20 protein-coding genes are annotated in these 26934 nt (G+C 70.2%); 1 reads left to right on the top strand and 19 read right to left on the bottom strand.

Annotated features, from left to right (window positions below; all coding sequences use genetic code 11):
• Positions 1–34: 34 nt before the first annotated feature.
• The 16 genes from C1N81_RS28020 to C1N81_RS27945 form a co-directional block, all read right to left on the bottom strand.
• Positions 35–706, bottom strand: coding sequence for a hypothetical protein (locus C1N81_RS28020; protein WP_394433620.1), 672 nt, complete (start codon positions 704–706; stop codon positions 35–37).
• 77 nt (positions 707–783) lie between these two features.
• Positions 784–2997: a hypothetical protein gene (locus C1N81_RS28015; RefSeq protein WP_394433618.1), complete on the bottom strand. Its 2214-nt coding sequence runs from the start codon at positions 2995–2997 to the stop codon at positions 784–786.
• Between the two features lie 35 nt (positions 2998–3032).
• Positions 3033–3503: a hypothetical protein gene (locus C1N81_RS28010; protein WP_394433616.1), complete on the bottom strand. Its 471-nt coding sequence runs from the start codon at positions 3501–3503 to the stop codon at positions 3033–3035.
• A 233-nt stretch (positions 3504–3736) separates the two neighbouring features.
• Positions 3737–5116: a type VII secretion-associated serine protease mycosin gene (mycP, locus tag C1N81_RS28005; RefSeq protein WP_394433614.1), complete on the bottom strand. Its 1380-nt coding sequence runs from the start codon at positions 5114–5116 to the stop codon at positions 3737–3739.
• A gap of 101 nt (positions 5117–5217) precedes the next feature.
• Positions 5218–6639 (bottom strand): type VII secretion-associated serine protease mycosin, encoded by a 1422-nt coding sequence (gene mycP / locus C1N81_RS28000; RefSeq protein WP_394433612.1) that lies wholly within the window; start codon positions 6637–6639, stop codon positions 5218–5220.
• 3 nt (positions 6640–6642) lie between these two features.
• Positions 6643–8367 (bottom strand): hypothetical protein, encoded by a 1725-nt coding sequence (locus C1N81_RS27995; protein WP_394433610.1) that lies wholly within the window; start codon positions 8365–8367, stop codon positions 6643–6645.
• Positions 8367–8900 carry a hypothetical protein gene (locus tag C1N81_RS27990; RefSeq protein WP_394433608.1) on the bottom strand — a complete coding sequence of 178 codons (534 nt, stop codon included), beginning with the start codon at positions 8898–8900 and terminating at the stop codon, positions 8367–8369. Before C1N81_RS27990 ends, C1N81_RS27995 begins: the two co-directional genes overlap by 1 nt.
• Before the next feature lie 215 nt (positions 8901–9115).
• Positions 9116–11422, bottom strand: a complete 2307-nt coding sequence (locus C1N81_RS27985) for a xanthine dehydrogenase family protein molybdopterin-binding subunit (protein WP_394433606.1) — start codon at positions 11420–11422, stop codon at positions 9116–9118.
• Complete coding sequence (locus C1N81_RS27980) at positions 11419–13041, bottom strand: 2Fe-2S iron-sulfur cluster-binding protein (RefSeq protein ID WP_394433605.1); 1623 nt, start codon at positions 13039–13041, stop codon at positions 11419–11421. Before C1N81_RS27980 ends, C1N81_RS27985 begins: the two co-directional genes overlap by 4 nt.
• Positions 13038–13934 (bottom strand): FAD binding domain-containing protein, encoded by an 897-nt coding sequence (locus C1N81_RS27975; protein WP_394433603.1) that lies wholly within the window; start codon positions 13932–13934, stop codon positions 13038–13040. The genes C1N81_RS27980 and C1N81_RS27975 overlap by 4 nt, the downstream gene beginning before the upstream one ends.
• A 388-nt stretch (positions 13935–14322) precedes the next feature.
• Complete coding sequence (locus C1N81_RS27970) at positions 14323–15930, bottom strand: beta-N-acetylhexosaminidase (RefSeq protein ID WP_394433601.1); 1608 nt, start codon at positions 15928–15930, stop codon at positions 14323–14325.
• A gap of 13 nt (positions 15931–15943) precedes the next feature.
• On the bottom strand, positions 15944–16831 hold the full coding sequence (locus C1N81_RS27965) for a carbohydrate ABC transporter permease (RefSeq protein ID WP_394433599.1): 888 nt from the start codon (positions 16829–16831) through the stop codon (positions 15944–15946).
• Positions 16828–17745, bottom strand: coding sequence for a carbohydrate ABC transporter permease (locus tag C1N81_RS27960; protein ID WP_394433597.1), 918 nt, complete (start codon positions 17743–17745; stop codon positions 16828–16830). The genes C1N81_RS27965 and C1N81_RS27960 overlap by 4 nt, the downstream gene beginning before the upstream one ends.
• Complete coding sequence (locus tag C1N81_RS27955) at positions 17742–19085, bottom strand: extracellular solute-binding protein (protein WP_394433595.1); 1344 nt, start codon at positions 19083–19085, stop codon at positions 17742–17744. Before C1N81_RS27955 ends, C1N81_RS27960 begins: the two co-directional genes overlap by 4 nt.
• Before the next feature lie 174 nt (positions 19086–19259).
• Positions 19260–19547: a DUF3039 domain-containing protein gene (locus C1N81_RS27950; protein WP_361070292.1), complete on the bottom strand. Its 288-nt coding sequence runs from the start codon at positions 19545–19547 to the stop codon at positions 19260–19262.
• 65 nt (positions 19548–19612) lie between these two features.
• Positions 19613–20173 carry a YqgE/AlgH family protein gene (locus tag C1N81_RS27945; protein WP_394433593.1) on the bottom strand — a complete coding sequence of 187 codons (561 nt, stop codon included), beginning with the start codon at positions 20171–20173 and terminating at the stop codon, positions 19613–19615.
• A 254-nt stretch (positions 20174–20427) separates the two neighbouring features.
• On the opposite strand from C1N81_RS27945, the gene murA reads away from it, so the two are divergent.
• Positions 20428–21774 (top strand): UDP-N-acetylglucosamine 1-carboxyvinyltransferase, encoded by a 1347-nt coding sequence (murA, locus tag C1N81_RS27940; RefSeq protein ID WP_394433591.1) that lies wholly within the window; start codon positions 20428–20430, stop codon positions 21772–21774.
• A 317-nt stretch (positions 21775–22091) separates the two neighbouring features.
• On the opposite strand, the gene C1N81_RS27935 is transcribed toward murA, so the two are convergent.
• The 3 genes from C1N81_RS27935 to C1N81_RS27925 all read right to left on the bottom strand — a co-directional run bounded on the left by C1N81_RS27935 (position 22092) and on the right by C1N81_RS27925 (position 26876).
• Positions 22092–22373 carry an HU family DNA-binding protein gene (locus C1N81_RS27935; RefSeq protein ID WP_105974351.1) on the bottom strand — a complete coding sequence of 94 codons (282 nt, stop codon included), beginning with the start codon at positions 22371–22373 and terminating at the stop codon, positions 22092–22094.
• A gap of 326 nt (positions 22374–22699) precedes the next feature.
• The gene (locus C1N81_RS27930) at positions 22700–24133 is read right to left on the bottom strand and encodes an NAD-dependent malic enzyme (RefSeq protein WP_394433589.1); all 1434 of its coding nucleotides are present in this window, start codon (positions 24131–24133) and stop codon (positions 22700–22702) included.
• A gap of 355 nt (positions 24134–24488) precedes the next feature.
• Entirely contained in the window at positions 24489–26876 is a 2388-nt protein-coding gene (locus C1N81_RS27925; RefSeq protein WP_394433587.1) for a HelD family protein, read from the bottom strand.
• Positions 26877–26934 lie beyond the last annotated feature (58 nt).

Below are 26934 nucleotides of genomic sequence, written 5' to 3'. Positions count from 1 at the left end.
GGACACCTGCAGATGACGGAGCGGCCCCCCGCAGTCAGAATCCGGGCCAGTTTGCTTCGCTCACCGCGGGCACCGAGTCCGGGAGGTTGGTGTCGTTCTTGCAGCCCGCCTTCTCCGCGACATCCCTGGCCATCTGCAGCATGGCGTCCAATCCGACCTTGCGCGCCTCCAGCGCTGACAGCCCACTGCCCTTCATCGGCCGTGCCAGCACATCCACCTTGATGTATTTATCCCGTTTCATATAGGCGGGCGCATCCGCGGGGACGTCGGGAACGCACTCGAAGAACACCACCTGGGACGCCCGCAGGTAGTACGCCAGCACGCCGATGTCCAAGCGCGTCCGGGGCTCATCCCCTTGCGCGTCGGACGTGGGCAACTCGCTCGTCGGAAGAGCGTCGTCGTTCCACACCACATCGACGTCCAGAACCGTGTCCACCGAGCCGTCGCTCCTGGCCTCGTACTGGCAGTGACTCGGATAGTGGTCCTTCACCACCCGGAACTCATCCTGCTCGTGCACGAGCTTGTCCCCGGGACCAAGGAGCTTCTGCAGCGTGGCTCTGTCCGGCGCACCGTCCCAGCACGGTTCGGCCGGGGCTTTCAGCGCCTCGTCCACACCACCGTCGGAGCGGGACAGCCAGACATAGAGGCCCGCTCCGACGAGCGCCGCCACCACCACAACGCAAAGCGCTTTCGCTCTGCCGGACATTCTTCCGACGCTCATGTCTTCCCTGTTCGGTGTCTTGTGTGCGCTACAGCGCCTCGGGTGTCACAACGGGGACTTGATCACTTTGGCGGATTCCGCTGGTAACGGTCCTTCGCTTCGCGCTGAAGCTCCTTGCCGTGGTCGAATCCTTCGCCGGTCTGCTGATGTACGTCCCGGCGCATGTCCGTCGGATCAACTCCAGCCGGAGTTCCTGCCACCATCAGACCGTTCGCGGCCTGGTCGAGGGCGTTCTGGCGAGCGTTGAAGGATGACACACCCGCCTCGTGAGCCGTTTCGTTCGACGTGTTCCGTTCCGCCCCCTCCACCATTTCACCCACGACGACCTCGGTTACGCCGCTGATTACTTCCCCGGCGATCGGGACACGCTCGGTCGCCAGTCCGACGGTCGACCCGAACGCGGTGTTGAACATGTCGGCACGCTTCTGCAGTGCTTCGTTGTAGTCCTTGTCACTCTGCTGTCCGCCGGTGACGATCTCGTCGTGGCGTGCGCCGGTGAGAAGACCCTCCACTGTGCCCGTGTTGTAGGCGATGTGCTTCAAATTCTCGGCCGGTGTTCCCGCGTACTTCTCCGGATGTGCGTTGGCATCCTGCATCAGACCGGCCGAGTAGTTCTCGGCGCCCAAAGTGGCCTCCGCATAACCGTCCGGGTTCCTGGCCACCGTGTCGAGGAACTCGGCAGTGGCGAGCGGATCGGTGAACTTGGTCGGGTTTCCGTAGAGGTCGTCATAGTCATTGGACTGACTTAGTGTCGAGTTGACCTCGGGCATGTACTCGCCGGCCATCCGGCCGAGGCTGTCACCCATGGTGTCATCGGCCAGCTTGGGATCCTTGGCCACAGCGTTGACGACCTGGTTCATGAGGTCATGCTGTTGCTCCGTATGGGCGGGATGTTTGCCCACGTCACCGTGGTCGTACGGGAGTCCGGTCGTCGCCGCCTCGAGCGCGTGCCCGAGCGCATCCTTCCCGAAGATCGTTGGGTCCTTGGCGGCCATGGGAGAGGTCATGTCCGGGATCCACTGCCGGGCGCCCTCGCCCTTGCCGTCCGCCCCCATGCCCATCAGGTAATCGAGATTGGACATCTCCTTACCAGGGCCTGGCACGTTGGCGTGGAAGAAGCTCGTGGCCGCATCCGGGTTGTGCCCGTAGGCCTCCAGCAGACCCGTGATCGGGTCCCAGCCTCGGCCGCCTCCCTTGTCGGCGTTCAGTCCGAATTCCTTCATGCCGGCGTACGAACCGTCGGGGCGTCCCCAGGACCCGCCTTCCCGTTCGTACGCAAGCATGTCGTTGCCGACCTTGTTCAGGAATTCCTTCTGGTACTCGCCGTGGCGCAGCAACGTACCCAGCACCTGATAACCCTTGGGGACCACCTGGTTGCCCTGCATCTGCAGGTCAAGGTCGCTACGTCCGACGCGCATGAGTTCTTCGGTCCACTTGTCCCCGAGACCAGGGGTCGCGGTGGCGAGCGCCGTGCCCATGCTGTCCTGGATGCTCCTGGCCAGCCGTAGTTGCTCACCGCCCTCGGCCGTGCCGTCGAGCGACAGTTGAGCCTGGAAGCGCAACGATCCCTCCGGCCCCAAACCGCGATAAAGATCGGTCGCGAACTCTTTGTCGTCGGCGTTGTACTTCATGAGCGTCTGCAGTTCCCGGAGTTCATCCGTAGAGAGTTCCTTGCCCTCCTTATAGGCTTGCAAGCTCTTCTTGGCCAGTTCCTCGGCCCGCTGTTCCTGGGCATCGTCGAGCGACTTGTAACTTTCGTGGCCAAAATTGAACTGGTCATTTCCATGGCTCTTGCCGAGCGCCCGGCTCACCGAGTCGTCGATCTCCCGGGCGTGCCCAATGATCTCGGCGATGCGATCGGCGAGCTCCTGCGCGGTCCCAAGTTCAGCCTGAGTGTGCTTGTCGTCGGTTGTCCGGTCATGCGGATAGAAGACATGCACTTTCCCGTCCCCTACATCACTGACGCGCAGACCGAGCTCCGCCGCTTCGGAGTGAATCGCCGTGTGCAGCTTCTTCTGCAGATCCAACAGCTCTGTACAAGCATCGTCCAAGACCTGATAGATACTCGATGCCTCTGCGTGGGCGTCGGCGAACTCCTTGGCCGTCTTCTGGATGAACTGCCGAGAAATGTCGGAATTTACACCGGCCCATTGGGCGCCCTCGGCCTTTGCTAGCAGACCATCCTTGGCGCGACCCGAGAGCGCCTTGAGGTCATCGACGATCTTCTTCCAGTCTGCAACAGATGTTTTCAACTTGCCGAGGTTGACTTCCGACAAGTTCGTCAAAGTGATGCCGGACACAGGAGCCCCCGCTATTTAAAGTACTTGTCGATCTCCGAGACCGTCCTGCCCGCACCGGCTCGGTTTCGAATTTGCGCCTGGATCTCGGCATCATCGTTCGCGTGGGTCTTTCTGGAGTAGTCCAGATGGTTGGAGATCAGAGCGCATGCGTCCAGCAGCGTCTTCACCTGACTCGTCCACATCTCGACAGTTGTGGAAAGCCCGCTGCCCATCGCGAAGTTCGAGCTGGTGAGCTCGGTCGCAGCCTGCATGGTGGACCCGGAACCGTGCGCGTCCATTCCCATACCAGCCACATCTGCCTGCTTGCGCAAGTCTCCATGCAGCTCAAAAGCCTCATGTCCGATGGCACCCAGTTCGTCGTCGTACACGACCAAATCGCCCCCGTTGCCACCTCCGGCATCGGGTGCGGAGTTCAACCGCGTCACGGCTGGGGCACGGTCAGCCGCCTGGCTCTTGAGCTGCTCCCACTCGTCCCACGTCATGTGGTCCTCCCCCGTGTATGAATGCGAAACCAGTCACACTCCTCGGGAACATAGTTCTTGCGTCCGGCCGACCGCAAGTGGATCGAATGGTTCAGCGATTGCGAGCGAATCCACGGTCTCGCTACGCTCGTACGAATTCCCCCTGAATTCCGCGAAGGGCCGGCTCTGAACCGAATCGAACGGCACGACTGTCCTTCCAGCGGGGAAGCGGAACTCAGTCCTACATTCCGGTGTCAGGAACCGCAGGAAGGATCGTCGGCGTTGTCGTCCGGTGGCCTGCCGTACGTCTGTTGCCCGGGAGCCTGTTGATTGCCGTAGGACTGCGGCGCACCGTACGGGACGCCCGGTCCGACTCCGGAGTGAGTGCCCGGCGGTGACGCCTGCTGGTCGTCGCGGCGTCGGCGTCGACGCGTCAGGCCGAACGCAGCGACGCTCACGATCACCACGACGACTGCTCCCACGCCGACCCACAGCCCGTCATCGCTGCTCTCGGGCTGCGCGACTCTATTCACGTCCTGACCACCAGTTGGGGTTCGGTCGCTTGCGCCCTTCGACGCTTCGGCGGTCGGTTCCGCGCCCGCCACCGGATAGTCGGCCATCGGGAACCTGTCCGCCGGGCCGGGGTCGCCCGGGTCGGTCAGGGCGATGCGGGGGCGGACGATTCCGTAGCCGATGCCGTCATTGCGCTCAGCGCCGTCCGTGGGGCCGCCGATCGTGTTGAGCATGACTCGGAGGACCTGGTTGTTCGTCCAGTCCGGGTGCTTGGACCAGATCAGTGCCGCGCTCGCCGACGCCAAGGCGGTGGCGTCACTGCTGCCGTGCGTCTCGCAGAGCCCGGTACCGCCACCACAGGCGTGCAGCATCTTGTCGCCCGGCGCTGCCATGTCCACCTGCGCGCCATGCTGGGATTCCGAGGTCTTGCGCAGGTCCTTGCCCACGGCGCCGACCCCCACCGCGCCCGGGGTTCCGGCGGGGTACTGGACCACGTTGTCCTTGTCACCGGTGTTGCCGACGGCGGCGAAGACGAGTGAGCCCTTGCCGAGGGCGTACGCGACCGCGTCCGTCAGCAGCGGTGACGCGTCCTCGACACCTTGTGAGACGTTGATGACCTTGGCCCCGTGGTCCGCCGCGTATCGAATGCCGGTCGACGCGGCTTTGATGAACTCGGCGTCCGCGGTGGCACCGTTGTTCGCCTTGGACCCGTCGGGGAGCCGGATCGGGAGGATCTTCGCTCCGGGGGCCAGCCCGTAGGCCCCTTTTCCACCGCCGTAGGCACCGGTTCCGGCGATCAGGCCCGCCATGCCGGTTCCGTGGCTGTCGTAGTCGGTGTGCTCGTCGCCCGACAGGCCTTCGGCGAGGTCCTCCCCCGGCAGGACGCGGCCCTTGAGATCCGGGTTCTGCGCGTCAACGCCGGTGTCGATGACGGCTACGGTGATCCCCTCACCGGTGCTCGTCCTCCACATGCTCTCGGCACGCATGACGTCCAGGAACCACTGTTCGGAGCGGGTCGACGCAGCCAGGGCCGGTGTCGCAGCGCTGCCCGCCAACAACAGGCCAAGGAACGCCGAGACGGCTGCGCCGCGACGTGCACGACGGGTGCTGGTGGCGGGCATGCGCTACCTCTCGCTGTTCTTTTCGGCATCGCTCTTTTCCAGGTCGAGGGCGGCCGCGGACGCCCACGCCTCTTGTCCCGGCGCCTGGTGTGCTGCGCGGGTCAGCGTCCCGGCTCCCCGGGTTGATGCGGGTACGCCGACCCTCCGCCGCGTGGTGCGTTCGGATGCGGTCCAGGCTGCGGGTCGACGTACGGCTGCTGCTGCCGGCCGGGGTATGCCTGCGGCCCGGCATACGGTTGCGGCCCGGGGTACGGCTGGATGCCCGTCGGTTGCAGGGGAGGCAGACTGGCACGTCGTCTACGCCTGGACGCGGCGACGGCGATCACCGAGGCGACCACTACGACCGCGCCGGCGCCGATGCCGACCCAGAGGAGCGTGCTGCTGCTGTCGTCATCCCGCTCAGCCGTCTGCACGGCCGGGCTCGGGTCGGCGCCCGGCTCGGAGGCTCCGCCCTTCGATGCCGCAGGCTCAGGCGACGTAGCCGGCGCCGGATAGTCCGCCATCGGGAACTTGTCCGCCGGGCCGGGGTCGCCCGGGTCGGTCAGGGCGATGCGGGGGCGGACGGCACCGTAGCCGATGTAGTCGCTGCGTTTGTCGTTGTCGTCCTTGACGCCGCCGATGGTGTTGAGGATGACGCGGAGGACCTGGTTGTTCGTCCAGCCCGGGTGCTTGGACCAGATCAGGGCGGCGCTTGCCGAGGCCAGGGCGGTGGCGTCGCTGGTGCCGTGGCTCTTGCAGTATCCGGTTCTGCCGCCGCAGGCATGGACGATGTCTTTGCCGGGGGCCGCGATGTCGACCTGCGGGCCGTACTCGGATTCGCTCGTGCGGCGTCCGTTCTTGTCGACGGCCGCGACGCCTACGACGCCGGGGGTCGCCGCGGGGTACTGGACGAGGTTGGTCGTGTTGCCGTCGTTGCCCACACCGGCGAAGATCAGCGACCCCTTCTCCAGTGCGTGGCGCACGGCGGTCGCCAGCTCCGGTGTTCCTTCCGGCGCCGCCTGGGAGATGTTGATGACCTTCGCACCGTGGTCGGCGGCGTATGTGATGCCCTCGGCGATGGCGCCGAACAGTTCGGCGTCCGCGCTGGCCTGGTTGTTGGCCTTCTTCGCGTTGGGCAGCCGGATCGGGAGCACCTTTACGCCCGGCGCGAGTCCGTAGGCTCCTTGTCCCCCGTTGCCCGACCCGGTTCCGGCGATCATGCCGGCGATGCCGGTGCCGTGGCCGTCGTAGTCCGTGTGCTCGTCGCCGCTGAGCCCGGTCGAGAGGTCCTTCCCGGGCAGCACTTGACCTCGCAGGTCCGGGTGGTCGGCGTTGACACCGCTGTCGATCACCGCGACCGTGACACCTTTGCCGGTGCTCGTTCTCCACATCTGGTCCGCCTTCATCGCGTCCAGATGCCACTGCTGAGCACGGAACGAATCGGCGTACGCGTTCCCTGCGGCGGTCGTGCCCACCAGCAGCAGGCCGAGAACTGCCGAGGCTGCCGCGCCTAGGGCCCGGCCACGATTGCGGCTGGTGGGCATGGGTTACCTCTCGTCCTTCTTGGTCTCGTCCGCCACGACGGGAGGCACATTACGGTGTGTGTCCGGTCGCCAGGTGGCCTCGTCCTCGGTGACGTGGTCCGGGCGCTCGCTCCCCTGGTCCTCCCTGCGGTTGCCCGGCCGTGCCGCGTTGGGTGCCGCTCCGGCGCGGCCGGCCGCTCCCGAGCCGTGGCCACGTTCCTCACCCGCTCCGCCGGGCGCGGTCGCGCCGCGGACCAGCCCCGAGCCGCCTTGGCTGAAGGAGCGGGTGTCGGGTCGCCGCTGTGTGCTCGGCCTGCCGCCCACCACTCCCTTGTCGCCCGTGGCGCCTGCGGAGATCCGCCCGGGTCCCGTCCTGCCCGCCGTGGAACCCGTCGTGGTCGGCCGTCCGCTGATCCCGCCCTGGGCCGGGCCGGACGGACCGCGGGCCCCGGCCGACGCACCGCGGGCCGTGCCGCCCGCACCCTCGCCGCCCATGACCGTGCCCCGTGGTACACCGGTCGCCGATTTCCCCGTCGACGGCTGGGGGCGCCCACCCGTGACCCCGCCTTGGGCAGGCGCGCGGCCGGTTGTCGAGCCACCGGAGCCACCCGCGCCGGGCACCGAGCCGCCCGCGCGGCCCGTGCCAGTGCCGGGCTGACCGGGCACCATGCCGCCGGGAGGACGGCCGACGGGGTTCGAGGCGGACGGGCCGGTGGGCCGAGCCGGGGTTCCGGTCGGCAGGGGGCCGCTCGGGCGTCCGGTGACAGGGGCGGTGCCTCGCGCGGGGGGCCGTGGCGTGCCGGTGAGGCCGTACGCCGGTGGTGGCGCGCCAGGGGTCGAAGGTGCGGGCCCTGTCGGGCCGGTCGGGCCCGTGGTGCTCGGCGAAGTGGCGGAAGGCGTGTGCGTCGGCGGGAGTGTGCCGACGGAGTCGACCTCCATCCGGGCCGGCGCGTCCGGCACGGAAGGGGCGATCCGCGCCGGTGTGTCGGGCGCGCCGGGCCCTGCGGGGGTGAGCGGCGTCGCGACGCCCGTGTGCCCGGCCACGGACGGCCGGGCCGCGTCGGGCGTGGAGTGAGCGGTATCCGTGTCCGCGACACCGTCGGCGGAGGACGTCGCCCGGCGAGGGGTGACGCTGCTCGGGGTCGAGGCGGTCCGACCGCTCCGGCCGGTACCTAGGTCCTCGGCGCCGTAGACGTCACGAAAGTTCGGGTCCTGTAGGGCGACCGGCGGCGGCGGGAACTTCAGCAGATCCGGCTTGCGCGCCGCGGCCATCTGCGCCGTGGAGAGGGAGTATGCCTGCCCGAGCTTGTCCAGCTCGTCGGCGGTCTGCTGCCGGACCGCCATGTTCTTGGACAGGATCGATTGCGCGTCCGGGTCGTTGTGCGCGGAGCGCGCCGCGTCGATGTTGGCGTCGACGCCCTTGTCGCGCGGGACCGAGGTCTTCGCCTTGCTGATCGCCTGGGCCGCGTGGCCGAGCCACTTCGACGACTCCTGGCTGTAGTCACCCAGCGCCACGGTCGCGTTGGCCAGCTTTCCGGCCCACTCACGGAAGGAGTCGGCGCCCTCGCCCTTCCACTTCACCCACTGGGGACGGACCTTGAGCTCGTCGGCGATGCTGTGGATCTCCTTGGCCGCGGAGGCCAGCTTGTCGGCCGCCGCCTGCACCGTGCCCGCGTCCGCGGCGTCGAGCCACGCCAGCATCTGTTCGTGCGTCATGCCGTCGAACGACGTCTTCTTCTGTCCGGCCATCAGAGCCCCGTCTCCTGTCCGCCGCCGGTCTCCGCCGCCCTGGGCTCCGCCGCTCCAGGGGGGTCGGACGCCTTCGTCCGGGCGGGCTCGGGCACGTACTCGCCCCCGTAGTGGTGCTTGGTCTCCGCACTGATCGCCGCCATCCGCCGCCGCACATCCATGTCGACGTTCTCGTACCCCTTGTGGGAGGCCGTGACGGCGATGCCCATGGCCTCGATCGAGTCCGAGAGCAGCTTGGAGAGGTTCTCCAGGTCGGCGATGACCGTGTCGTACTGGGTGAAGACCTGGTGTGCCTCGTGCCAGCCCTGGTGGCCGCCGCCGAACTTCGCGCGCTCCAGGGCCTCCTGGCCGACCTTCTTCGGGCCCGCCTGGGATGCGCTCAGGTCTTTGATCAGTTGGTCGACTCGCTGCTGGAACTTCGTGAACGACTCCAGCTCCGTGACAATGTCCCCGACCGCGTCCCTGGCCGCCTCGACCACGGCGAACGGCCAGCCGCCCAGGCCGGTCGAGCCTCCGCCTTTGTCGTCCGCCATCGCGTCCGCCCCTCCCCGTTCCCCCGTGGGCGCGCTGAACGCGCCCCGTACACCGAACGCGCCCAGTGCGTCGAGTGCACTCGGCACAGTGAGCGCGCCTTCACAACAAGTTGGTCGGGTAACAACTTTAGTCGGCCGCACTGACAGTTCACAGGAGTCACAGCACAACGGCGGTTCGTGTGCGGCGGGTTGACCGGTGTGGGGCAGGTGTGAGGTCAGGGAGTGTCGGACGCGTTGGCCACGGCCGCCTGCGGCCGGATCGGCAGGCGGTTGACCGGGCGGCCCGTTGCCGCGCGGACCGCCGAGGCGATCGCGGCCGGGGCGGTGACGACGGGGACGGTGCCGGCGGCCTTGGCGCCGAAGGGGGCCACCACGTCGCGCTCCTCGACGAGCCGGACGATGTGGATGTCGGGGGCGTCGAGGGCGGTGGGCAGGGCGTAGCCGGTGAGGTCGGGGCGGCGGATCACGCCCTTGGGGGTGCGGAGGTTCTCCGTGAGGGCCGCGCCGACGCCCTGCGTGACGCCGGCCTCGATGCGGGCGGCGAGCTGACGGGGGTTGAGGACGCGGCCGACGTCCTGGGCGACGGCCAGTTCCACGACGCGTACGGAGCCGATCTCGATGTCGACGTCGACGACGGCCCGGATCGCGCAGAACGCCATGCCGACGAAGGCGTCGCCCTGGCCGGCCGCGTCCAGGGGCTCCGTGGGGTGCGGACGGCACTGGGCGGTGGCCCAGAGTTCCTTGCCGTCCATGGCTTCCTCGACCGTCGTCGACAGGACGCCGTCGTACGACGTGATCTTGCCGTCGGCGATCTGGAGCAGCTCCGTGGACATGCCGAACTTGTGGGCCAGGGGCTGGAGGAGCTGGGTGCGGACCATCTTGGCCGCGCGTTCGACCGCTCCGCCGGAGACCCAGGTGTGGCGGCCTCGGCAGCCCGGTCCCGCCGGTGGCTGGTCGGTGTCCACCGGTGCTACGTGGACCTCGTCGATGCCCAGGGTCTCCTGAACGATCTGGCGGGCCAGGGTCGTGAAGCCCTGGCCGGTCTCGACGGCCGCGCAGATCACCGTGGCGACGCCGTTCTGGACCTTGACGGTGGCCGTGGAGACCTCGTCCGCGCCCTCCGCGCCGAGGACGTGCACCATGCCGATGCCGTAGCCGACGCCGCGCCGGACCGCGTCGGGTTCGCCCGCTCCCTCGGGGCCGCCGGGCAGCAGCCAGCCCGTCTCGGGGGTGTCCTTGGGGAGCGCGGGGAGGGGGAAGTCCCGTACGGAGGTGAGGAGTTCGGCCACGGGGGCCGGGCAGGTCACCGTCTGGCCCGTGGGGAGTACGTCGCCGGTCGCGAGGACGTTGCGCAGGCGCAGTTCGGCCGGGTCGACGCCGAGCTTCTTCGCGAGCTTGTCCATCTGGGCCTCGTAGGCGGCGCAGACCTGGAGCGCGCCTTCACCGCGTACGTGGCCGGAGGGCGGGTTGTTGGTGCGGACGGCCCAGCCCTCGATGGAGGCGTTCGGGATGACGTACGGGCCGCAGGCGAAGGCGACGGCCGCCGCGAGGGCGTCCGACGACGTGTCCGCGTAGGCGCCGGAGTCGAGGAGGATCTGGGCCTCGACCTTGACGAGTCTGCCGTCCGCGTCCGCGTGGTGGCGGTAGCGCAGGAGCGTCGGGTGGCGGTGCGGGTGGCCGAGGAAGGACTCCTCGCGGCTCGCCGTCAGCTTCACGGGGCAGCCGGTGTGCAGGGCGAGGAGGCCGAGCGGGAGGTGGAAGCTCTGGTCCTCGCGGTCCGCGGTCGCACCGGGCACGCCTGTGACGACGACCTTCACCTGGTCCGGGGAGAGGCCGTAGCGGGCCGCCGCCGCGTCGCGGTCGCCGTGCGGGTCGGTCGAGGCGACGTACAGCTCCACGCCGCCGTCGGGGCGGGGCACGGCGAGACCGGCCTCGGCGCCGATGGGGGCCGGGTCCTGGCGGCCGATGCGGTAGAGGCCCTCGACGATCACCTCGCCGGTCGCGTCGAGGTCGCCGTGGCGCAGCGGGATGTGGCGGACGAGATTGCCGTCGGGGTGCAGCGGTTCGGCGGCGAACGCCTTCTCCGGGTCGGTGACCGGTTCGAGGATCTCGTACTCGACGATGATCGCGGCGGCCGCCATCCGGGCCGTGTCCGGGTGATCGGCGGCGACGGCGGCGAGGGCCTCGCCATGGTGGCGGACGACGTCGGAGGCGAAGACCGGGCGGTCCGCCGTGCGGTGGCCCGTGAGCGGGCCGCCGGGGACGTCCTCGTGCGTGACGACGGCGCGGACGCCGGGCATCTCGCGCGCGTGGGTGGTGTCGATGGAGACCACGCGTGCGTGCGCGTGCGGGGAGCGCAGGACCGACGCCCACAGGAGCCCTTCGGCCCACAGGTCGGCGGCGTAGGGGAAGGTACCCGCCGCCTTGGCGTCGGCCTCCACCGAGGGCAGGCTCGAACCGAGCCCGTGGGGGATCTCCTCCGCCCCGCGGGCCGCGGGGGCCTCGGTCGTCTCGCTGGTCACGCTCGGCCTCCGTCCCGGCTGTCCCGACCGTCCTGGATGTGCTGGCTATCCCGACCATGCCGGATGTGCTGGCTGTCCTGGCTGTGTCGCACGCCCTCACGTGCCGCGGGGCCGCCCTGGTGCGGGATGAGCGGAGGATCGTCCTCCGCCGCCGCCCTTTCCTCGGTCTCCGCCGCTTCCGCCGCGCTCTCCGCCGCCGCCTGCGACGTCGCCCGCCGCGCGTCCGCGACCTGGCGTACGGCGTCGAGCACACCCCGGTAGCCGGAGCAGCGGCACAGGTTGCCGCAGAGCGCCTGGCGAGCCTCCAGGTCGGTGGGGTTCGGGTTTCCCTCGAGCAGGTCGTGGACCGTCATCGCCATGCCGGGCACGCAGAAGCCGCACTGCACGGCTCCGCAGGCGGTCAGCGCGCGCTGCACGTCCGAGGCCCGGCCGTCCTCGGCGAGGCCCTCGACGGTGCGGACCTCGCTGCCGGCGGTCGTCGCGGCGGGCACCAGGCAGGAGGCTACGAGGCGGCCGTCCACCTGCACATTGCAGGCGCCGCACTCGCCCTGCGAGCAGCCGTCCTTGGCACCCGCCAGGCCGAGACGTTCCCGCAGCACATAGAGCAGCGATTCGCCGATCCAGGCGTCCGTGACGGGGCGGTCGGTGCCGTTGACCCGGAGGACGTAGCTGGTCACGGGGTGGTCGTCGTGGAGGGGGGTGGCGCGGGTGGTGGCGGGGGCCGACTCGGTGACCGGTTCGGGGTCCACTTCGGTGCCCGGGTCGGCACCCTGGTCGGCGCCCTCGTCGGGCTCGGCGGGGTTCTCCCCCGTGGCCTCCTCCGCGACCGACGTCCCGGCGTCTTCCGCGACCTCGTCCCCGGCCTGCGTCCCGGCCTCGTCCGCGGCCTCGTCCGCGACTGCGGCCTCGACCTCGATCTCGTCCTCTTCGGCCGCCGCCGCGATCTGAAGCTCCGGGTCAGGCTCAGGCTCAGGCACCGACAGCGGCTGGGGCTCGGGCTCGGGCTCCGGCACAGCCAGGCCCTCGGGCTCAGCCTCCGGCTCCGCCGGGACCTCCGCCGGGACCTCCGCCGGGACCTCCGCCGGCGCGGCCTCCTCCGTGACCGGCGCGGGCACCTGCGCCCACGGTTCCGACGCCCACGGCGCGGGCGCGCCGCCCGGCAGCGTCGCGGGCGGGGTGCGGTCGCCCCAGTGGGACGCCAGTGACGCGGTGGTGTACTCGCCCGATTCGTCCGGCAGTTCGCCCTCGGCGACGGGGATCGACCACTGCCCCGTGTCCCCGCCCTGCGCGAAACCGTACGGCTGCTCGGGGCCGGCAAGGGGCGCGGGCTCGGGCTCGGCCCCGTACGGCGCCGCCGTCATCCCCGTCAGTTCCGGCGGCAGCACCCACACCCCGGTGGCGGCCGGGTCGGTCGCCGCCGCGCCCGTGACCGGGCTCACCGTTATCTGCGGGGGCACGTAGCCGTGGCCGGGCGCGGCGAGCGGCGCGTCCGGGAAGCCGTCTGGGGGCAGTTGGACGAAGGCCGTGGCGTCGGAGTCGTAGTCGCCCTGGGGCAGCGGCTGCCAGCCGTCCGCGTCCGGTGCGGTGTCCGGATCGGGTCCGTGGTACTCGTTCGTCACGACAGCGCCCTCCCAAGTGCACGTCGGGCCAGCGCGGCGACGGTGCGCCGCAGATGCAGTACGGCGGGCGGCAGCGCCTCCTGGGTGCCGTCCGGGGCCGGGGGCTGGTCGGGGATGCAGGCCGCGGCCACGTACTCGCCGAACGCCTGCACGGCCTCGGGCACGAGCGCCCCGCGGTCGCCGTCCCAGTCGATGAGCGAGGCCACCCACTGCTCGGCCTCCAGGGGGCGCAGCGGCATCGGCGCGATGGCCCCGACGGCGCAGCGCACCCCGCGCCGGGCGGGGTCGAGGACGAGGGCGACGGAGGCGGTGGCGCGGCCGGGCCCGGTGCGTCCGGTCGCCTTGAGGAAGACCTGGGGGGCGTGCAGCAGGGGGACGCGGACGAAGCCGATGAGTTCGCCGGGGCGCAGCATCTCCATCCCGGCGAGCAGGTGGGAGACGGGCACTTCGCGGCGGGCGCCCTGCGGCCCGGCGATGATCAACGTGGCTTCGAGGGCGGCCAGTACGGGCAGCGCGTCGTTGGTCGGGGCGGCGGAGGCGATGTTGCCGCCGAGAGTGCCCGCGTTACGGATCTGGGGCGGGCCGGCCGCGCGCGCGGAGGCGGCGAGGGCGGGGATGAGGGCGGCGAAGTCGGGGCGGCCGATACGGGCGTGGGTGAGGCCGGCGCCGAGGAGGGCGTGGCCGTCCTGGTACTGCCAGCCGCGGATCTCGCTGATCCGGTTCAGTCCGACGAGGGCGGCGGGGCGGAGTTGACCCGCGTTGACCTGGGCCATGAGGTCGGTGCCGCCGGCGACGGGCACGGCGGCGGGCATGGCCGCGAGCGCCGCGACCGCCTCGTCGAGCGAGGTCGGAAGTACCGCGGCCTGTGTCGCCTGCGGTGCGTGCGTGGTCAAAACCGGCTGCCCCTTCCCGATGCCCGGCCGCGCGCCCGGCGGCCACGGTGGTACTCACGTGGGCTGACGCCGCTCGCGTGACCGCCGTTCCCGCCGTTACGCCTGTTCCGCCGTACGGTACGTGCTGACAGGCCGGACGTGGCAACTCTGGCACATCTTCGCGGGCGCCCGGGATCGGGGTCCGGTAGGAGGCTTTCGCCCCCTCCACCTGGGAGATGACCGATATGCGAAGGGATCGCCGGTGCGCGCGGATTGAGACTCTTCGGTGACCTTTGAGACCTCGTACGCGGCTGGGGCGAGGGGCCCTACGGGACCGGGGCGACGGGCCTTACGAGGCCGGGGCGACGGGCCCAACCCGGGGGGTGGGTCCGCCGCCGGGCCGGGGCCCTCACACGTTCGGCGGCGCCCCCTCGATCGGGCGTCCGAGCACCCCGGGTCGACGCTGCCACGGCAACGGGCCGCCCGGCGGGCGGTAGGCGACGCCGAGCGCGTCAAGTCGCCGGAAGTGTGCGGTCATCCGGCGTTCGAAGTCGGCGTAGTCGCGCTCGGCGGGCGCGGGCAGTTCGCTCCAGGCCACCTCGCAGAAGGCGGAGAGGCGCGGGAACGCCTGGTAGTCGACGCGCTGCTGGTTCTCCATCACCTCGGTCCACAGGTTGGCCTGGGTGCCGAGGACGTGGCGCGCCTCGTCCTGCGTCAACTGCGGCGGAACCGGCTCGAAGCGGTAGACGTCCTCCAGGGTGCGGACGAAGCCGATGGGGACCGGCTCGTCCTCGCCGGGTGCCTGCCGGTGGTCGAGGTAGACCTGCTGTTCGGGGCACATGACGACGTCGTGGCCCGCCTTGGCGGCGGTGATGCCGCCGCGGTAGCCGCGCCAGGAGGAGACGGCGGCGCCGGGCGCGAGACCGCCCTCCAGGATCTCGTCCCAGCCGATGAGGCGGCGGCCGCGCGCGCTCAGCCAGGTGTCGAAGTGGCGGATGAACCAGGACTGCAGCTCGTCCTCGTCCTTGAGACCGAGCTCGGCGATGCGGGCCTGGGCCGTCGGGGACTTCTGCCACTGGTCCTTGGGGCACTCGTCGCCGCCCACATGGATGAAGGTCGACGGGAAGAGGTCGAGCAGCTCCTCGAAGACGCCCTCGTAGAAACGGAGGGTGGTGTCAGTGGGGGCGAGTACGTTCGGGTTGATGCCCCAGGTGTCCCAGACGGGGAGGGTGGACGTGTCGATGACGTCGGTGTTGCCGAGTTCCGGATACGCGTGGATGGCTGCCTGCGAGTGGCCGGGCAGGTCGATCTCGGGGACGACCGCGATATGGCGGGCGTGCGCGTAGGCGACGATCTCGCGGATGTCGTCCTGGGTGTAGAAGCCGCCGTGGGGCTTGTCGTCCCAGAGTTCTGAGGCGCGGTGGCCCCACTTGGTGCGGGTGCGCCAGGAGGCGTCCTCGGTCAGCTTCGGGTACCGCTTGATCTCGACGCGCCAGCCCTGGTCGTCGCTGAGGTGGAAGTGGAAGACGTTGAGCTTGTGGGCGGCGAGCAGGTCGATGAAGCGCAGGACGCCGTCCTTCGGCATGAAGTGCCGGGCCACGTCGAGCATGGCGCCGCGCCAGCCGAAGCGGGGGCCGTCCTGGATGTGCACCAGCGGCAGCTCCCAGGTGCGCCCCGGCAGCGGGGCGCGGCGGAAGGCGTCGGGGCCGAGGAGTTGACGCAGCGTCTGGGCGGCCCAGAAGACGCCTGCGGGGGCGCCGCCGACGAGGTCGACGCCGGTCGCCGTGGTGTGCAGCCGGTAGCTCTCCGCGTCCAGGGCCGGGTCGATCGAGAGCCGTATGGCCGCGCCCTCGCTCTGCGGGGGCAGCGCGAGTCCGGTGGCGGCGCCGAGGGTGCCGCGCAGCCAGCGCGCGGTGGACTCGGTGCCCTCGCCCGCGCTGATGCCCGTGGTGCTGTCGAGGACGAAGGAGCCGTCGCCGTCCGGGGAGACGTGACGGGGTGCCGGAATCAGATCCATGGGGTGAGACCTCTCAGTCCTTGACCGCGCCGCCGAGCCCGGACACCAGGCGCCGCTGTACGAGTACGAAGAAAACCAGTACCGGAATGGTCATCACGGTCGAGGCTGCCATGATTCCGCCCCAGTCGTTCTCGTCGGGTTTGAAGAAGACGAGCAGGGCCATCGGCAGCGTCGACTGGGACGTGTCGCTGATGATGAAGGACTTCGCGAACAGGAAGTCGTTCCAGGTGGAGATGAAGGAGAAGACGCTCGTCGCCACGAGCCCCGGGAAGACGAGCGGGAAGAGGATCTGCCACAGGAAACGGGCGCGGCTCGCGCCGTCCAGATAAGCCGCTTCCTCCAGCGCTTCGGGCACCGCTTTCACGAAGCCGCGCAGCATCCAGATGGCGAACGGCAGGGAGAAGGCGAGGTGCGGCAGGATCAGCGAGCCGAGCGTGTTGAGCTGCCCGAAGTCCCGCATCAGGAAGAACAACGGAATGGTCAGCGCCTCGACCGGCACCATCTGGGCGACGAGGAACATGATGAGCAGCGTCGTACGGAACTTGAAACGGAAGCGGGTCACGGCGGTCGCGGCGAGAAAGGCGACGAGCGCCGAGACGAGGACGACCGTGCCCGCCACGATGAGGCTGTTGACGAAATACCGCCCGAATTCCTCCTGTTGGAAGACGCGCCGGAAGGAGTCGAGCGACGGGGAAAGCGTCCACGGGCGGGGCTCCGTCGATTCGATCTCGCCCGCCGGCTTGAAGGCGCTGAGCACCATCCAATAGAGCGGGAAAGCGACGGCGACCGCGATGAGCAGCGCGGAGGCTTCGGCGGCGAGCCGCCAGGGTCTGCGGATCCGCAGGGCGCGCAGGGCCCTGACACCGGATCCCGCACGTGTTCCGACACCGGAAAGGCTCACAGTTCCCGCCCCTCTCTGCGCATGAACCGGAGATAGACGAGCGTGACGGCGAGCAGGATGACGAGCATCACGACGCCGATCGCGGAGCCGAGGCTGTACTCGCTGCCGGAGAAGGCCTTCTGGTAGGCGTAGACGTTCAGGACGAGGTTCTGGCCCGCGATGCCGCCGCCGTTCGTCATGACGTAGATCTGCGTGAAGACCTTGAAGTCCCAGATGATCGACTGGATGGTGACGACGACGAGGATCGGGCGGAGCATCGGTGCCATGACCGAGCGCCAGGTCCGCCATTGCGAGGCGCCGTCGAGCGAGGCCGCTTCGAGGACTTCGGCGGGGATCGCGCGGATGCCCGCGTACACGGTGACCATGACGAAGGGGAAGCTGCACCACACGACTTCGAGCAGGACGAGCGCGAAGGCGCTGTACCGGCCGTACGTCCAGGAGTGGTCGCCGAGCCCGAGGACCTTGTTGACCGGGCCGAAGTCCGGGTCGAAGAGGAACACCCAGACGGTGGACCCGGTGATCGCCGGGGTGGCCCAGGCGCCGAGCGCGGCCAGCATCAGGGCGAGCCGTGGCAGGGCCCGGACCCGGGTGAGCAGGACGGCGAGGGCGCAGCCGACGAGCAGGGTGGACAGGACGCAGGCCGCGGCGAAGAGCACGGTGGCGAGCAGGACCTGCCAGAACTGGCTGTCGGAGAAGAGGTGCTGGTAGTTGCCGAGGCCCTGGAAGGTGGCCGGTTCGCCGCCGCTGACCTGGGCCTGGGTGTACTCCAGGAAGGAGATCAGGCCGAGCTGGTAGATCGGGTAGACGAGGAGGCCGCCGAGGAGGACGAGGGCGGGGGCGAGGTAGAGCCAGGGGGTCCATCCCCCGCCCCGGATCCCGCCCTTGACCCCGCCCCGGATCCGCGCGGAGCTCACCCGGCGGCCCCGAACGCCTCGTTCATCTTCTTCGCGGCGTCGCCGGATGCGGCCTTGACGTCCTTACGGCCGCTGACGACCTCCTGGAACATGGTCGGCAGGACGAGCGAGGCGTCGATCTTCGCCCAGGCGGGCGAGGCGGGGACGAACTTGGTGCCCGCGCCGAGCGTCTCGACGAAGGGCGCGACGAACGGCTCCCTCTTGGCTACCTCTTCGCGGACGTCGGTGTAGGTCGGCAGGAAGCCCATGCCGTCGAAGAGGGCGCGCTGGGCGTCCTTCCCGGCGAGGCGCTTCATGAGGTCGACGGCGAGCGTGCGGTGCGAGGTGCTCTTCAGGACGCCGATGTTGTTGCCGCCGGCGAACGCGGGGGCGATCTCCCCGGCCTTGACGCCGGGCAGCGGCACGACGGCGTACTTGCCCTTGACCTTGCCGTCCTCCATGGCCTGGTGGCTGAAGTCGCCGCCGATGGCCATGGCGGCCTTGCCGGTGGCGAAGGCGGTGACGGTGTCGTTGCCGCCCATGCCCGCGCACTTGGCGGCGGGACAGTTCGCGGAGCCGAACAGCGAGGTGTACGCCTTGATGCCCTTCTGGGCGGCGGGCGCGTCGAGGGTGCTGGTGTAGGTGTCGCCCTTCTTCTCGGCGAGGTCGCCGCCGTTGGCCCAGATGAACGGCATCGCGCCATAGGTGTAGGCGCCGCCGACGGCGAGCCCGTACAGCTCGGGCCGCTCCTTGTGGATCTTCTTGGCGGTGGCGGCGAGCTCGTCCTGCGTCTTGGGGACGGATATGCCGAGGTCCTTGAAGACGTCGGTGCGGTAGTAGAGGGCGCGGACGCCGACGAAGTAGGGGGCGCCGTAGACCTTCCCGTCGACCGTCACGGACTCCTTCGCCGTCGGGTCGGTGTCCTTGGCCTCGGACCACTGGCCGAACTCGGCGCTCACGTCGGCGAGTCCACCGTCCTTCACGTACCCGGCGGTGTCGGTGTTGCCGTACTCGATGACGTCGGGCGCGCTCTTCGGGTCGTTGAAGGCGGCCTTGATCTTCTCGGCGCGGGTGTCGACGGGGATGTACTCGACCTTGACCTTCGCACCGTCATGGGCCTTCTCGAAGGCGTCGACGGCGGCGTCGACGGACTTCTGCTTCGGCGCGTTGTTGACCTCCTGGAAGAGCCAGACGCGCAGGGTGCCGCTCTTGTCGTCCTTGGCGGAGCCGCTGGTGTCGGAGGTGCCGGGCGCGCAGGCGGCGGTGGCGGCGAGGACAAGTGCCGTGAGCGGCACAGCAGTTCGATACGGGAACTTCACGGGGAGCTTCAACGGAACGCCTCCGAGCTGTCGTTGCAACATACGCAATGGTTGTTTCGCTGTGCACAACAGGGAGGAGGCTAGAAGGACTGGACCAGTGAGCGCAATGGTTTACGTGAGGCAACGCACAGCCGGGCGCGCGCGGAACACACGAAGGCCCCCGGTGTGCGTCACCGCACACCAGGGGCCTTCGGGGAGTCCGAGAGGGGGCCGGGGCTACTTACCGCCGTCCTTGCCGCCGTCCTTGTCGCCGCCCGCGCCCATGGACTCGTAGATCTCCTTGCACATGGGACACACGGGGTACTTCTTCGGGTCGCGGCCCGGCACCCACACCTTGCCGCAGAGCGCGACGACCGGCGTGCCGTCGAGAGCGCTCGCCATGATCTTGTCCTTCTGGACATAGTGGGCGAAGCGCTCGTGATCGCCGTCGCCGTGCGACGTCTGCGGCGTCGGCTCTACGAGGGTCCCCGTACCTGTCCCGCGCTCGGGCTCAAGAGTGCTCATAACCGCCAAGGGTACTGAAGGCCGCGCGCAGGACGAAGGCCCGCCGGTGACGACGGCGGACCCGGTCAGTTGAGCGACGGATCGTCCGGATACGTCGCCACCATCGCCAGCTCGCTGCGCTGACGGCGCAGGACCGCGCGCCACAGCCCCTCGGGCCGCGTCGCCGACACGTCCCCCGGCTCCGACTCGACGACGTACCAGGCCCCGTCGGACAGTTCGCTCTGCAGCTGGCCAGGCCCCCACCCCGCGTACCCCGCGAAGATGCGCAGCGAGCCGAGCGCCGCCGCGAGCAGTTCCGGCGGCGCCTCCAGGTCGACGAGGCCGATCGCGCCGTGCACCCGGCGCCAGCCGAGCGGCCCGTCCTCGCCGGGGATGACGGCGACGCCGAGCGCCGAGTCGAGGGAGACGGGGCCGCCCTGGAAGACCACGCCCGGCTCACCGGCCAGCTCGCCCCAGCCCTCCAGGATGTCTCCGACGTCCACCGGGGTGGGCCGGTTCAGGACCACGCCGACCGAGCCCTCCTTGTCGTGGTCGAGGAGCAGCACCACCGCCCGGTCGAAATTCGGGTCCGCGAGAGCGGGAGTGGCCACGAGCAACCGCCCTGTGAGCGAGGACACCTCGGTCATGGCAGACATGATCCCGCACTTTCCCCGGACAGGGGGAGACAAGCGGGATAACGACAAGACGGCAGCTCAGCCCGGACACGGCCGCACGGGACGCACACCCGCGCACCAGTCACCCCATGCGCCCGGTTCGTAACGGTTCGTGTTGTAGCCAATTCATGACGCTCCGGGGCGCCCTCGGGCTGATAAGAGCGGTGCTCCGCACGCTTACCCTTGTCCCTTGGCCCCCTGCCCACCCTCTTCGGAACGCGAGATACATGACCGTCACCGGCATTGACGACGTACTGACTGTCCACGGCGGAACCCCGCTGGAGGGCGAGATCCGGGTCCGCGGCGCCAAGAACCTGGTGCCCAAGGCCATGGTGGCCGCGCTGCTCGGCAGCGCTCCGAGCCGGCTGCGCAATGTCCCCGACATCCGTGACGTCCGGGTCGTACGCGGTCTGCTGCAGCTGCACGGTGTGACGGTCCGCCCCGGTGAGGAGCCGGGCGAGCTGGTCATGGACCCCTCGCACGTGGAATCGGCGAACGTCGCGGACATCGACGCGCACGCGGGCTCGTCCCGTATCCCGATCCTGCTCTGCGGCCCGCTGCTGCACCGCCTCGGCCACGCCTTCATCCCGGGCCTCGGCGGCTGCGACATCGGCGGCCGGCCGATCGACTTCCACTTCGAGGTGCTGCGCCAGTTCGGCGCGACGATCGAGAAGCGCGCCGACGGCCAGTACCTGGAGGCCCCGCAGCGGCTGCGCGGCACCAAGATCCGGCTGCCCTACCCCTCCGTCGGCGCCACCGAGCAGGTCCTGCTCACGGCCGTCCTCGCCGAGGGCGTGACGGAACTCTCGAACGCGGCCGTCGAGCCGGAGATCGAGGATCTGATCTGCGTCCTGCAGAAAATGGGCGCGATCATCGCGATGGACACCGACCGCACCATCCGCGTCACCGGTGTGGACAAGCTCGGCGGCTACACGCACCGCGCGCTCTCCGACCGCCTGGAGGCGGCGTCCTGGGCCTCGGCCGCGCTCGCCACCGAGGGCAACATCTACGTGCGCGGCGCCCAGCAGCGCTCGATGATGACCTTCCTCAACACCTACCGCAAGGTCGGCGGCGCCTTCGAGATCGACGACGAGGGCATCCGCTTCTGGCACCCCGGCGGCCAGCTCAAGTCCATCGCCCTGGAGACCGACGTCCACCCGGGCTTCCAGACGGACTGGCAGCAGCCGCTCGTCGTGGCGCTCACGCAGGCCACGGGCCTCTCGATCGTCCACGAGACGGTGTACGAGTCCCGGCTCGGCTTCACGTCCGCGCTGAACCAGATGGGCGCGCACATCCAGCTGTACCGCGAGTGCCTCGGCGGCTCCGACTGCCGGTTCGGGCAGCGCAACTTCCTGCACTCGGCGGTCGTCTCGGGCCCGACCAAGCTGGAGGGCGCCGACCTGGTCATCCCCGACCTGCGCGGCGGCTTCTCGTACCTGATCGCGGCGCTCGCCGCGCAGGGCACGTCCCGGGTGCACGGCATCGACCTGATCAACCGCGGCTACGAGAACTTCATGGACAAGCTCATCGAGCTCGGCGCGAAGGTCGAGCTGCCGGGCAAGGCGCTCGGCTAGCCGCCGTTCTCCCCGGCTCTACGGCGATGGGGCCCACCCGGATCATCCGGGTGGGCCCCATCGCCGTTCCGGCGGCTCAGAGGCTGCCCCAGACGCTTTCACGGCCGCCTGCGGGTACTCCGTGGCTGGTCGCGCAGTTCCCCGCGCCCCTGGCGGCGAGCGGAGCTCGCCTTTCAGGGGCGCGGGGAACTGCGCGAGAAGCCCCACCGGCCGTCGGACGGCGACGAGACGCAGAACCCGGCAGACGCGGCCCCGAACAGGCCGACGGGCGGTCACCCGGAACCCCGGGTGACCGCCCGCCGCAAAATCGCCGAAGGTTACTTACCCTTGGCGGCTTCCTTGAGCTTCGAGCCCGCGGAGACCTTCACGCTGTAGCCGGCCGGGATGTTGATCGGGTCGCCGGTCTGCGGGTTACGAGCGGTGCGAGCGGCACGGTGGGTGCGCTCGAAGGTCAGGAAGCCGGGGATGGTGACCTTCTCGTCGCCCTTGGCAACGATCTCGCCGACGGTCTCGGCGAACGCGGCCAGCACGGCGTCGGCGTCCTTGCGGGTCACCTCGGCGCGGTCGGCCAGCGCGGCCACCAGCTCACTGCGGTTCATGTTTGTACTCCCGTGTTCTTCTTGCCGTTGAGGCGTGCCATACGGCAGGGCCGTATGTGGGGCAACAGCGAAGCCGATGCTGCCAGGGTCTCGGTCAGGCCCGGGACCCGGGGTCCGTATCGCAGGACCCTCGCGCCCGCTGGGGGCGCCCCCTGGACCACGTCCTTGGGGAAGCATCCTGCCCCCACCAGCGGCGGTAAAGCCAATCCGGCACCATGGGGGTCACCTGGAAAGCCTTACCTCCCAGGGGCCGGGGGCGGGTCGGGCCTGCTTCCCGGCCACCCTAGAGGGCCCGGCGGAGCGGGTGATCCGCGACGCGCCGGATCTCAGGCGGTCGTGGTGCCCGTCACAACCACTCCGGCGGCCTTCGCGGCGTCGCGCACGGCACCGGCGACGGCCCCGGCGACCTTGTCGTTGAAGACGGACGGGATGATGTAGTTCGGGTTGAGCTCGTCCTCGCTGACCACGTCGGCCAGGGCCGTCGCGGCGGCCAGCATCATCTCCGTGTTCACCGTGCGCGACTGGGCGTCGAGCAGGCCGCGGAAGACGCCGGGGAAGACCAGCACGTTGTTGATCTGGTTGGGGAAGTCGGAGCGGCCCGTGGCCACCACGGCAGCCGTCTGGCGGGCGATCGCCGGGTCGACCTCGGGGTCCGGGTTCGCGAGCGCGAACACGATGGCGCCCTCGGCCATGGCGGAGACGTCGTCGCCGTCCAGGACGTTCGGGGCGGAGACGCCGATGAAGACGTCGGCGCCGACGACGGCCTCCTTGAGGGTGCCGGTGAGGCCTTCGGGGTTGGTGTTGTCCGCGATCCAGCGCAGCGGCGAGTCCTTGTCGGCGTCCTTGAGGTCCTCGCGGTCGGCGTGCACGACGCCGTGGATGTCCGCGACGACGGCGTTCTTCACGCCCGCCGCGAGCAGCAGCTTGAGGATGGCGGTGCCGGCCGCGCCCGCGCCGGACATGACGACGCGGATGTCGCCCATGCCCTTGTTGGCCACGCGCAGGGCGTTGGTCAGGGCGGCGAGGACGACGATCGCGGTGCCGTGCTGGTCGTCGTGGAAGACGGGGATGTCGAGGGCCTCGCGCAGGCGGGCCTCGATCTCGAAGCAGCGGGGCGCGGAGATGTCCTCCAGGTTGATGCCCGCGAAGCCGGGGGCGATCGCCTTGACGATCTCGACGATGGCGTCGGTGTCCTGGGTGTCCAGGCAGATCGGCCAGGCGTCGATGTCGGCGAAGCGCTTGAAGAGGGCGGCCTTGCCCTCCATGACGGGCATGGCGGCCATCGGGCCGATGTTGCCGAGGCCGAGCACGGCGGAGCCGTCCGTCACCACCGCAACGGTGTTGCGCTTGATGGTCAGGCGCCGGGCGTCCTCGGGGTTCTCGGCGATCGCCATACAGACGCGGGCCACGCCGGGCGTGTAGACCATGGAGAGGTCGTCACGGTTGCGGATGGGGTGCTTCGACGCCATCTCGATCTTGCCGCCGAGGTGCATCAGGAACGTACGGTCGGAGACCTTCCCGAGCGTGACGCCCTCGATCTTGCGCAGCTCCGTGACGATCTCGTCCGCGTGGGACGTGGAGCTGGCCGCGATCGTGACGTCGATCCGGAGCTTCTCGTGGCCGGAGGCGGTGACGTCGAGGCCGGTCACCGAGCCGCCGGAGGACTCCACGGCGGTGGTGAGCTGCGAGACAGCCGTACCGCTCGCGGGCACCTCCAACCGGACCGTCATCGAGTAGGAGACGCTGGGCGCCGTTGCCATGGCCGACTTCCTCTGCTTTCACCGTGTAGCTGTTGCCGTCCGATGGTCGCACCTACCGCCGAGTACGTGGTAGCCGCATCGGATTGTGAACCTTACGTTCACCGTGTTTTCGGAATTGAGTTTCCACCATACGAGAAGTGCGGGGGAAGAGGAAGAGGCGCCCGGAACGACGAGAGGCCCACGTCACTGAGTGACGTGGGCCTCTCGCTCTCCGTTCATGACACCGACCCGCCATGCTCGCCTCGCGGCAAGTGGTCCCTCGTAGGGACGATGGTTGGGCCCGGGGGCTTGGATCGAGCCGGTGCCACTTCAACGGTAACACCGGCTGCTCCCGACACAAGAGTCCGTCGCGAGGTCAGTCGCGCAGCAGGTCCGGCACCCCGTCCGCGTCGGGTTCGTCGCGCTCGCCGGAGACCACGGTGAGCTGCTGGGTGGCGCGGGTCAGCGCCACGTACAGGACACGCAGGCCCGCCGGGGACTCGTCGGCGATCTCCGCCGGGGAGACCACGACCGTCGCGTCGTACTCCAGGCCCTTGGCCTCCAGGGAGCCGAGCGCGACCACCCGCTCGCCGAGCCCGTCCAGCCAGCGGGCCGCCTCCGCGCGGCGGTTCATCGCGACGACGACGCCGACCGTGCCGTCGACCCGGTCCAGAAGGCGCGCCGCCTCCTCGCGGACGGCGGTGCCGAGCCGGTCCCGTACGACGGCGAAGCGCGGCTGGACGCCGGTGGAGCGGACCGCGGACGGGGACGGGGAGCCCGGCATCGCGAGGGCCAGGACCTTCGCCGCCAGCTCCGCGATCTCGGACGGGTTGCGGTAGTTCACGGTGAGGGTGAAGCGGCGGCGCGGGCGGGTGCCGAGCGCCTCGTCGCGGGCGGCGGCCGCCTCGTCCGGGTCGGACCAGGAGGACTGGGCCGGGTCGCCGACCACGGTCCAGGTGGCGTGCCGGCCCCGGCGGCCGACCATGCGCCACTGCATCGGGGTGAGGTCCTGTGCCTCGTCGACGATGACGTGCGCGTACTCGGTGCGCTCCTGGGCGAGGCGTTCGGCGCGCTCGCGCTGGGACTCCTCGCGCTGCGGCATCAGCTCCTCAAGGCCCGTGAGCTGGTCCAGCGGGTCGTACTCGCGCTTCTTCTTCGGGCGCGACGGGGTGCCGAGGATGGCGTTCAGCTCGTCCAGGAGCGCCACGTCGTGCACGGAGAGCGCGTCGCGCCGCAGCGAGCGGGCGACCTTGCGGATCTCGCCCGGGTTCAGGACGCGCCGCGCCCACCGGCCGAGGCGCCGCTCGTCGGACATGGCGGTGAGGACGGCGCGCGGCGTCAGCTCCGGCCACCAGGCGTTCAGGAACCGTACGAAGTCGTCCTCGCCGGTGATGTCGTCGTCGAAGGAGGAGCGCAGCTCGGCGGCGAGTTCGGGGTCGGTGTGGCGGCTGCCCGCGCCCGACTGCTCCCACAGGGCGTCGAGGAGGAGCTTGCGGGCGCGCGGGCGCAGGTGGTTGACGGGGGCCGTGCCGCTGAGGGCGGTCTGGCGGATGCGGCGGAGTTGGTCGGCCTCCAGTTCCAGACGGCGGCCGAAGGCGACGACGCGCAGGCGGGTGGGGGTGCCGGTGGGGGCTTCCCGGGCTTCTTCGGGGGTCTCGTCCTCGCCGAACGTGAGCTGTTCGGCGGGGGCGGGGGCCGGGCGGCCCGACTCCAGGGCGCCGCGCGCCGCCTTGCGGAGCACCTTCAGCATCCGCGAGGAGCCCTTGACGCGGGCGACGGCCGGGCTGTCGTACTCGCTCGCCTCGGCCCCGTCGACCAGGGAGCCGACCGCGCGGATCGCGACCTGGCCCTCCTCCCCGAGGGAGGGCAGGACGCCCTCGGTGTAGGCGACGAGGAGCGGGGTCGGCGAGACGATGAGGATGCCGCCCGCGTACCGGCGGCGGTCCTGGTAGAGGAGGTAGGCGGCGCGGTGCAGCGCCACCGCCGTCTTGCCGGTCCCGGGCCCGCCCTCCACGTAGGTGACGGAGGCGGCGGGCGCGCGGATGACCTGGTCCTGCTCGGCCTGGATGGAGGCGACGATGTCGCGCATCGAGTGGGAGCGGGCCTGGCCGAGCGCGGCCATCAGGGCGCCGTCGCCGATGGCCGGGAGCCGCTCGCCGTCCAGGAACGCGGTCAGCTCGGGGCGCATCAGGTCGTCCTCGACGCCGAGCACCTTGCGGCCCTTGGAGCGGATGACGCGGCGGCGCACGACGCGGCCCGGGTCGACCGGGGTGGAGCGGTAGAACGGGGCCGCGGCCGGCGCCCGCCAGTCGATGACGAGCGGCGAGTAGTCCGCGTCCAGGACGCCGATGCGGCCGATGTGCAGCGTCTCGGCGATGTCGGCGGTGTTGTCGGGGCGGACCGCGCCCTCGGCCGGTTCGATCGCCGTGTACGCGCCGTCCGGGCCCTTCTTGCCGTCCTTGCCCTGGAGCAGGTCGATACGGCCGAAGAGGAAGTCCTCGAACTCGTTGTTGAGCCGGCTGAGGTGGACGCCGGCGCGGAAGACCTGGGCGTCCCGCTCGGCGAGCGCGCCGGGCGTGCCGACCTGGCCGCGCTTGGCGGCGTCGTCCATCAGGAACTCCGCCTCGTGGATCTTCTCTTCCAGTCGGCGGTAGACGGCGTCGAGATGGTGTTGTTCGACACCGATCTCGCGGTCACGAACGGAGTCCGTATCCGAGTCCACCGCCGGATCCACCGCTGGATCCTGCTGAGCCTGAGCGGCCACCGGGCCCCCTTCTGACGTGCTGGGCAGCCGTCAAAGGTACGCGAAAGGGGGGCCCTGC

Source organism: Streptomyces sp. SGAir0957 (assembly GCF_043523415.1).
The sequence above is the reverse complement of the archived record's forward strand: the minus strand, read 5'-3'. Positions and strand labels throughout refer to the sequence as shown.

Bases quoted from the DNA above. Each gene is read 5' to 3' on its own strand.
- C1N81_RS27945 (WP_394433593.1), bottom strand. From the start codon at position 20,173: ATGACCGAGGTGTCCTCGCTCACAGGGCGGTTGCTCGTGGCCACTCCC.
- C1N81_RS27955 (WP_394433595.1), bottom strand. From the start codon at position 19,085: ATGTTGCAACGACAGCTCGGAGGCGTTCCGTTGAAGCTCCCCGTGAAG.
- murA (WP_394433591.1), top strand. From the start codon at position 20,428: ATGACCGTCACCGGCATTGACGACGTACTGACTGTCCACGGCGGAACC.
- C1N81_RS27990 (WP_394433608.1), bottom strand. From the start codon at position 8,900: ATGGCGGACGACAAAGGCGGAGGCTCGACCGGCCTGGGCGGCTGGCCG.
- C1N81_RS27930 (WP_394433589.1), bottom strand. From the start codon at position 24,133: ATGGCAACGGCGCCCAGCGTCTCCTACTCGATGACGGTCCGGTTGGAG.
- C1N81_RS28010 (WP_394433616.1), bottom strand. From the start codon at position 3,503: ATGACGTGGGACGAGTGGGAGCAGCTCAAGAGCCAGGCGGCTGACCGT.
- mycP (WP_394433612.1), bottom strand. From the start codon at position 6,639: ATGCCCACCAGCCGCAATCGTGGCCGGGCCCTAGGCGCGGCAGCCTCG.
- mycP (WP_394433614.1), bottom strand. From the start codon at position 5,116: ATGCCCGCCACCAGCACCCGTCGTGCACGTCGCGGCGCAGCCGTCTCG.
- C1N81_RS28020 (WP_394433620.1), bottom strand. From the start codon at position 706: ATGTCCGGCAGAGCGAAAGCGCTTTGCGTTGTGGTGGTGGCGGCGCTC.
- C1N81_RS27970 (WP_394433601.1), bottom strand. From the start codon at position 15,930: ATGGATCTGATTCCGGCACCCCGTCACGTCTCCCCGGACGGCGACGGC.
- C1N81_RS27950 (WP_361070292.1), bottom strand. From the start codon at position 19,547: ATGAGCACTCTTGAGCCCGAGCGCGGGACAGGTACGGGGACCCTCGTA.
- C1N81_RS27995 (WP_394433610.1), bottom strand. From the start codon at position 8,367: ATGGCCGGACAGAAGAAGACGTCGTTCGACGGCATGACGCACGAACAG.
- C1N81_RS27935 (WP_105974351.1), bottom strand. From the start codon at position 22,373: ATGAACCGCAGTGAGCTGGTGGCCGCGCTGGCCGACCGCGCCGAGGTG.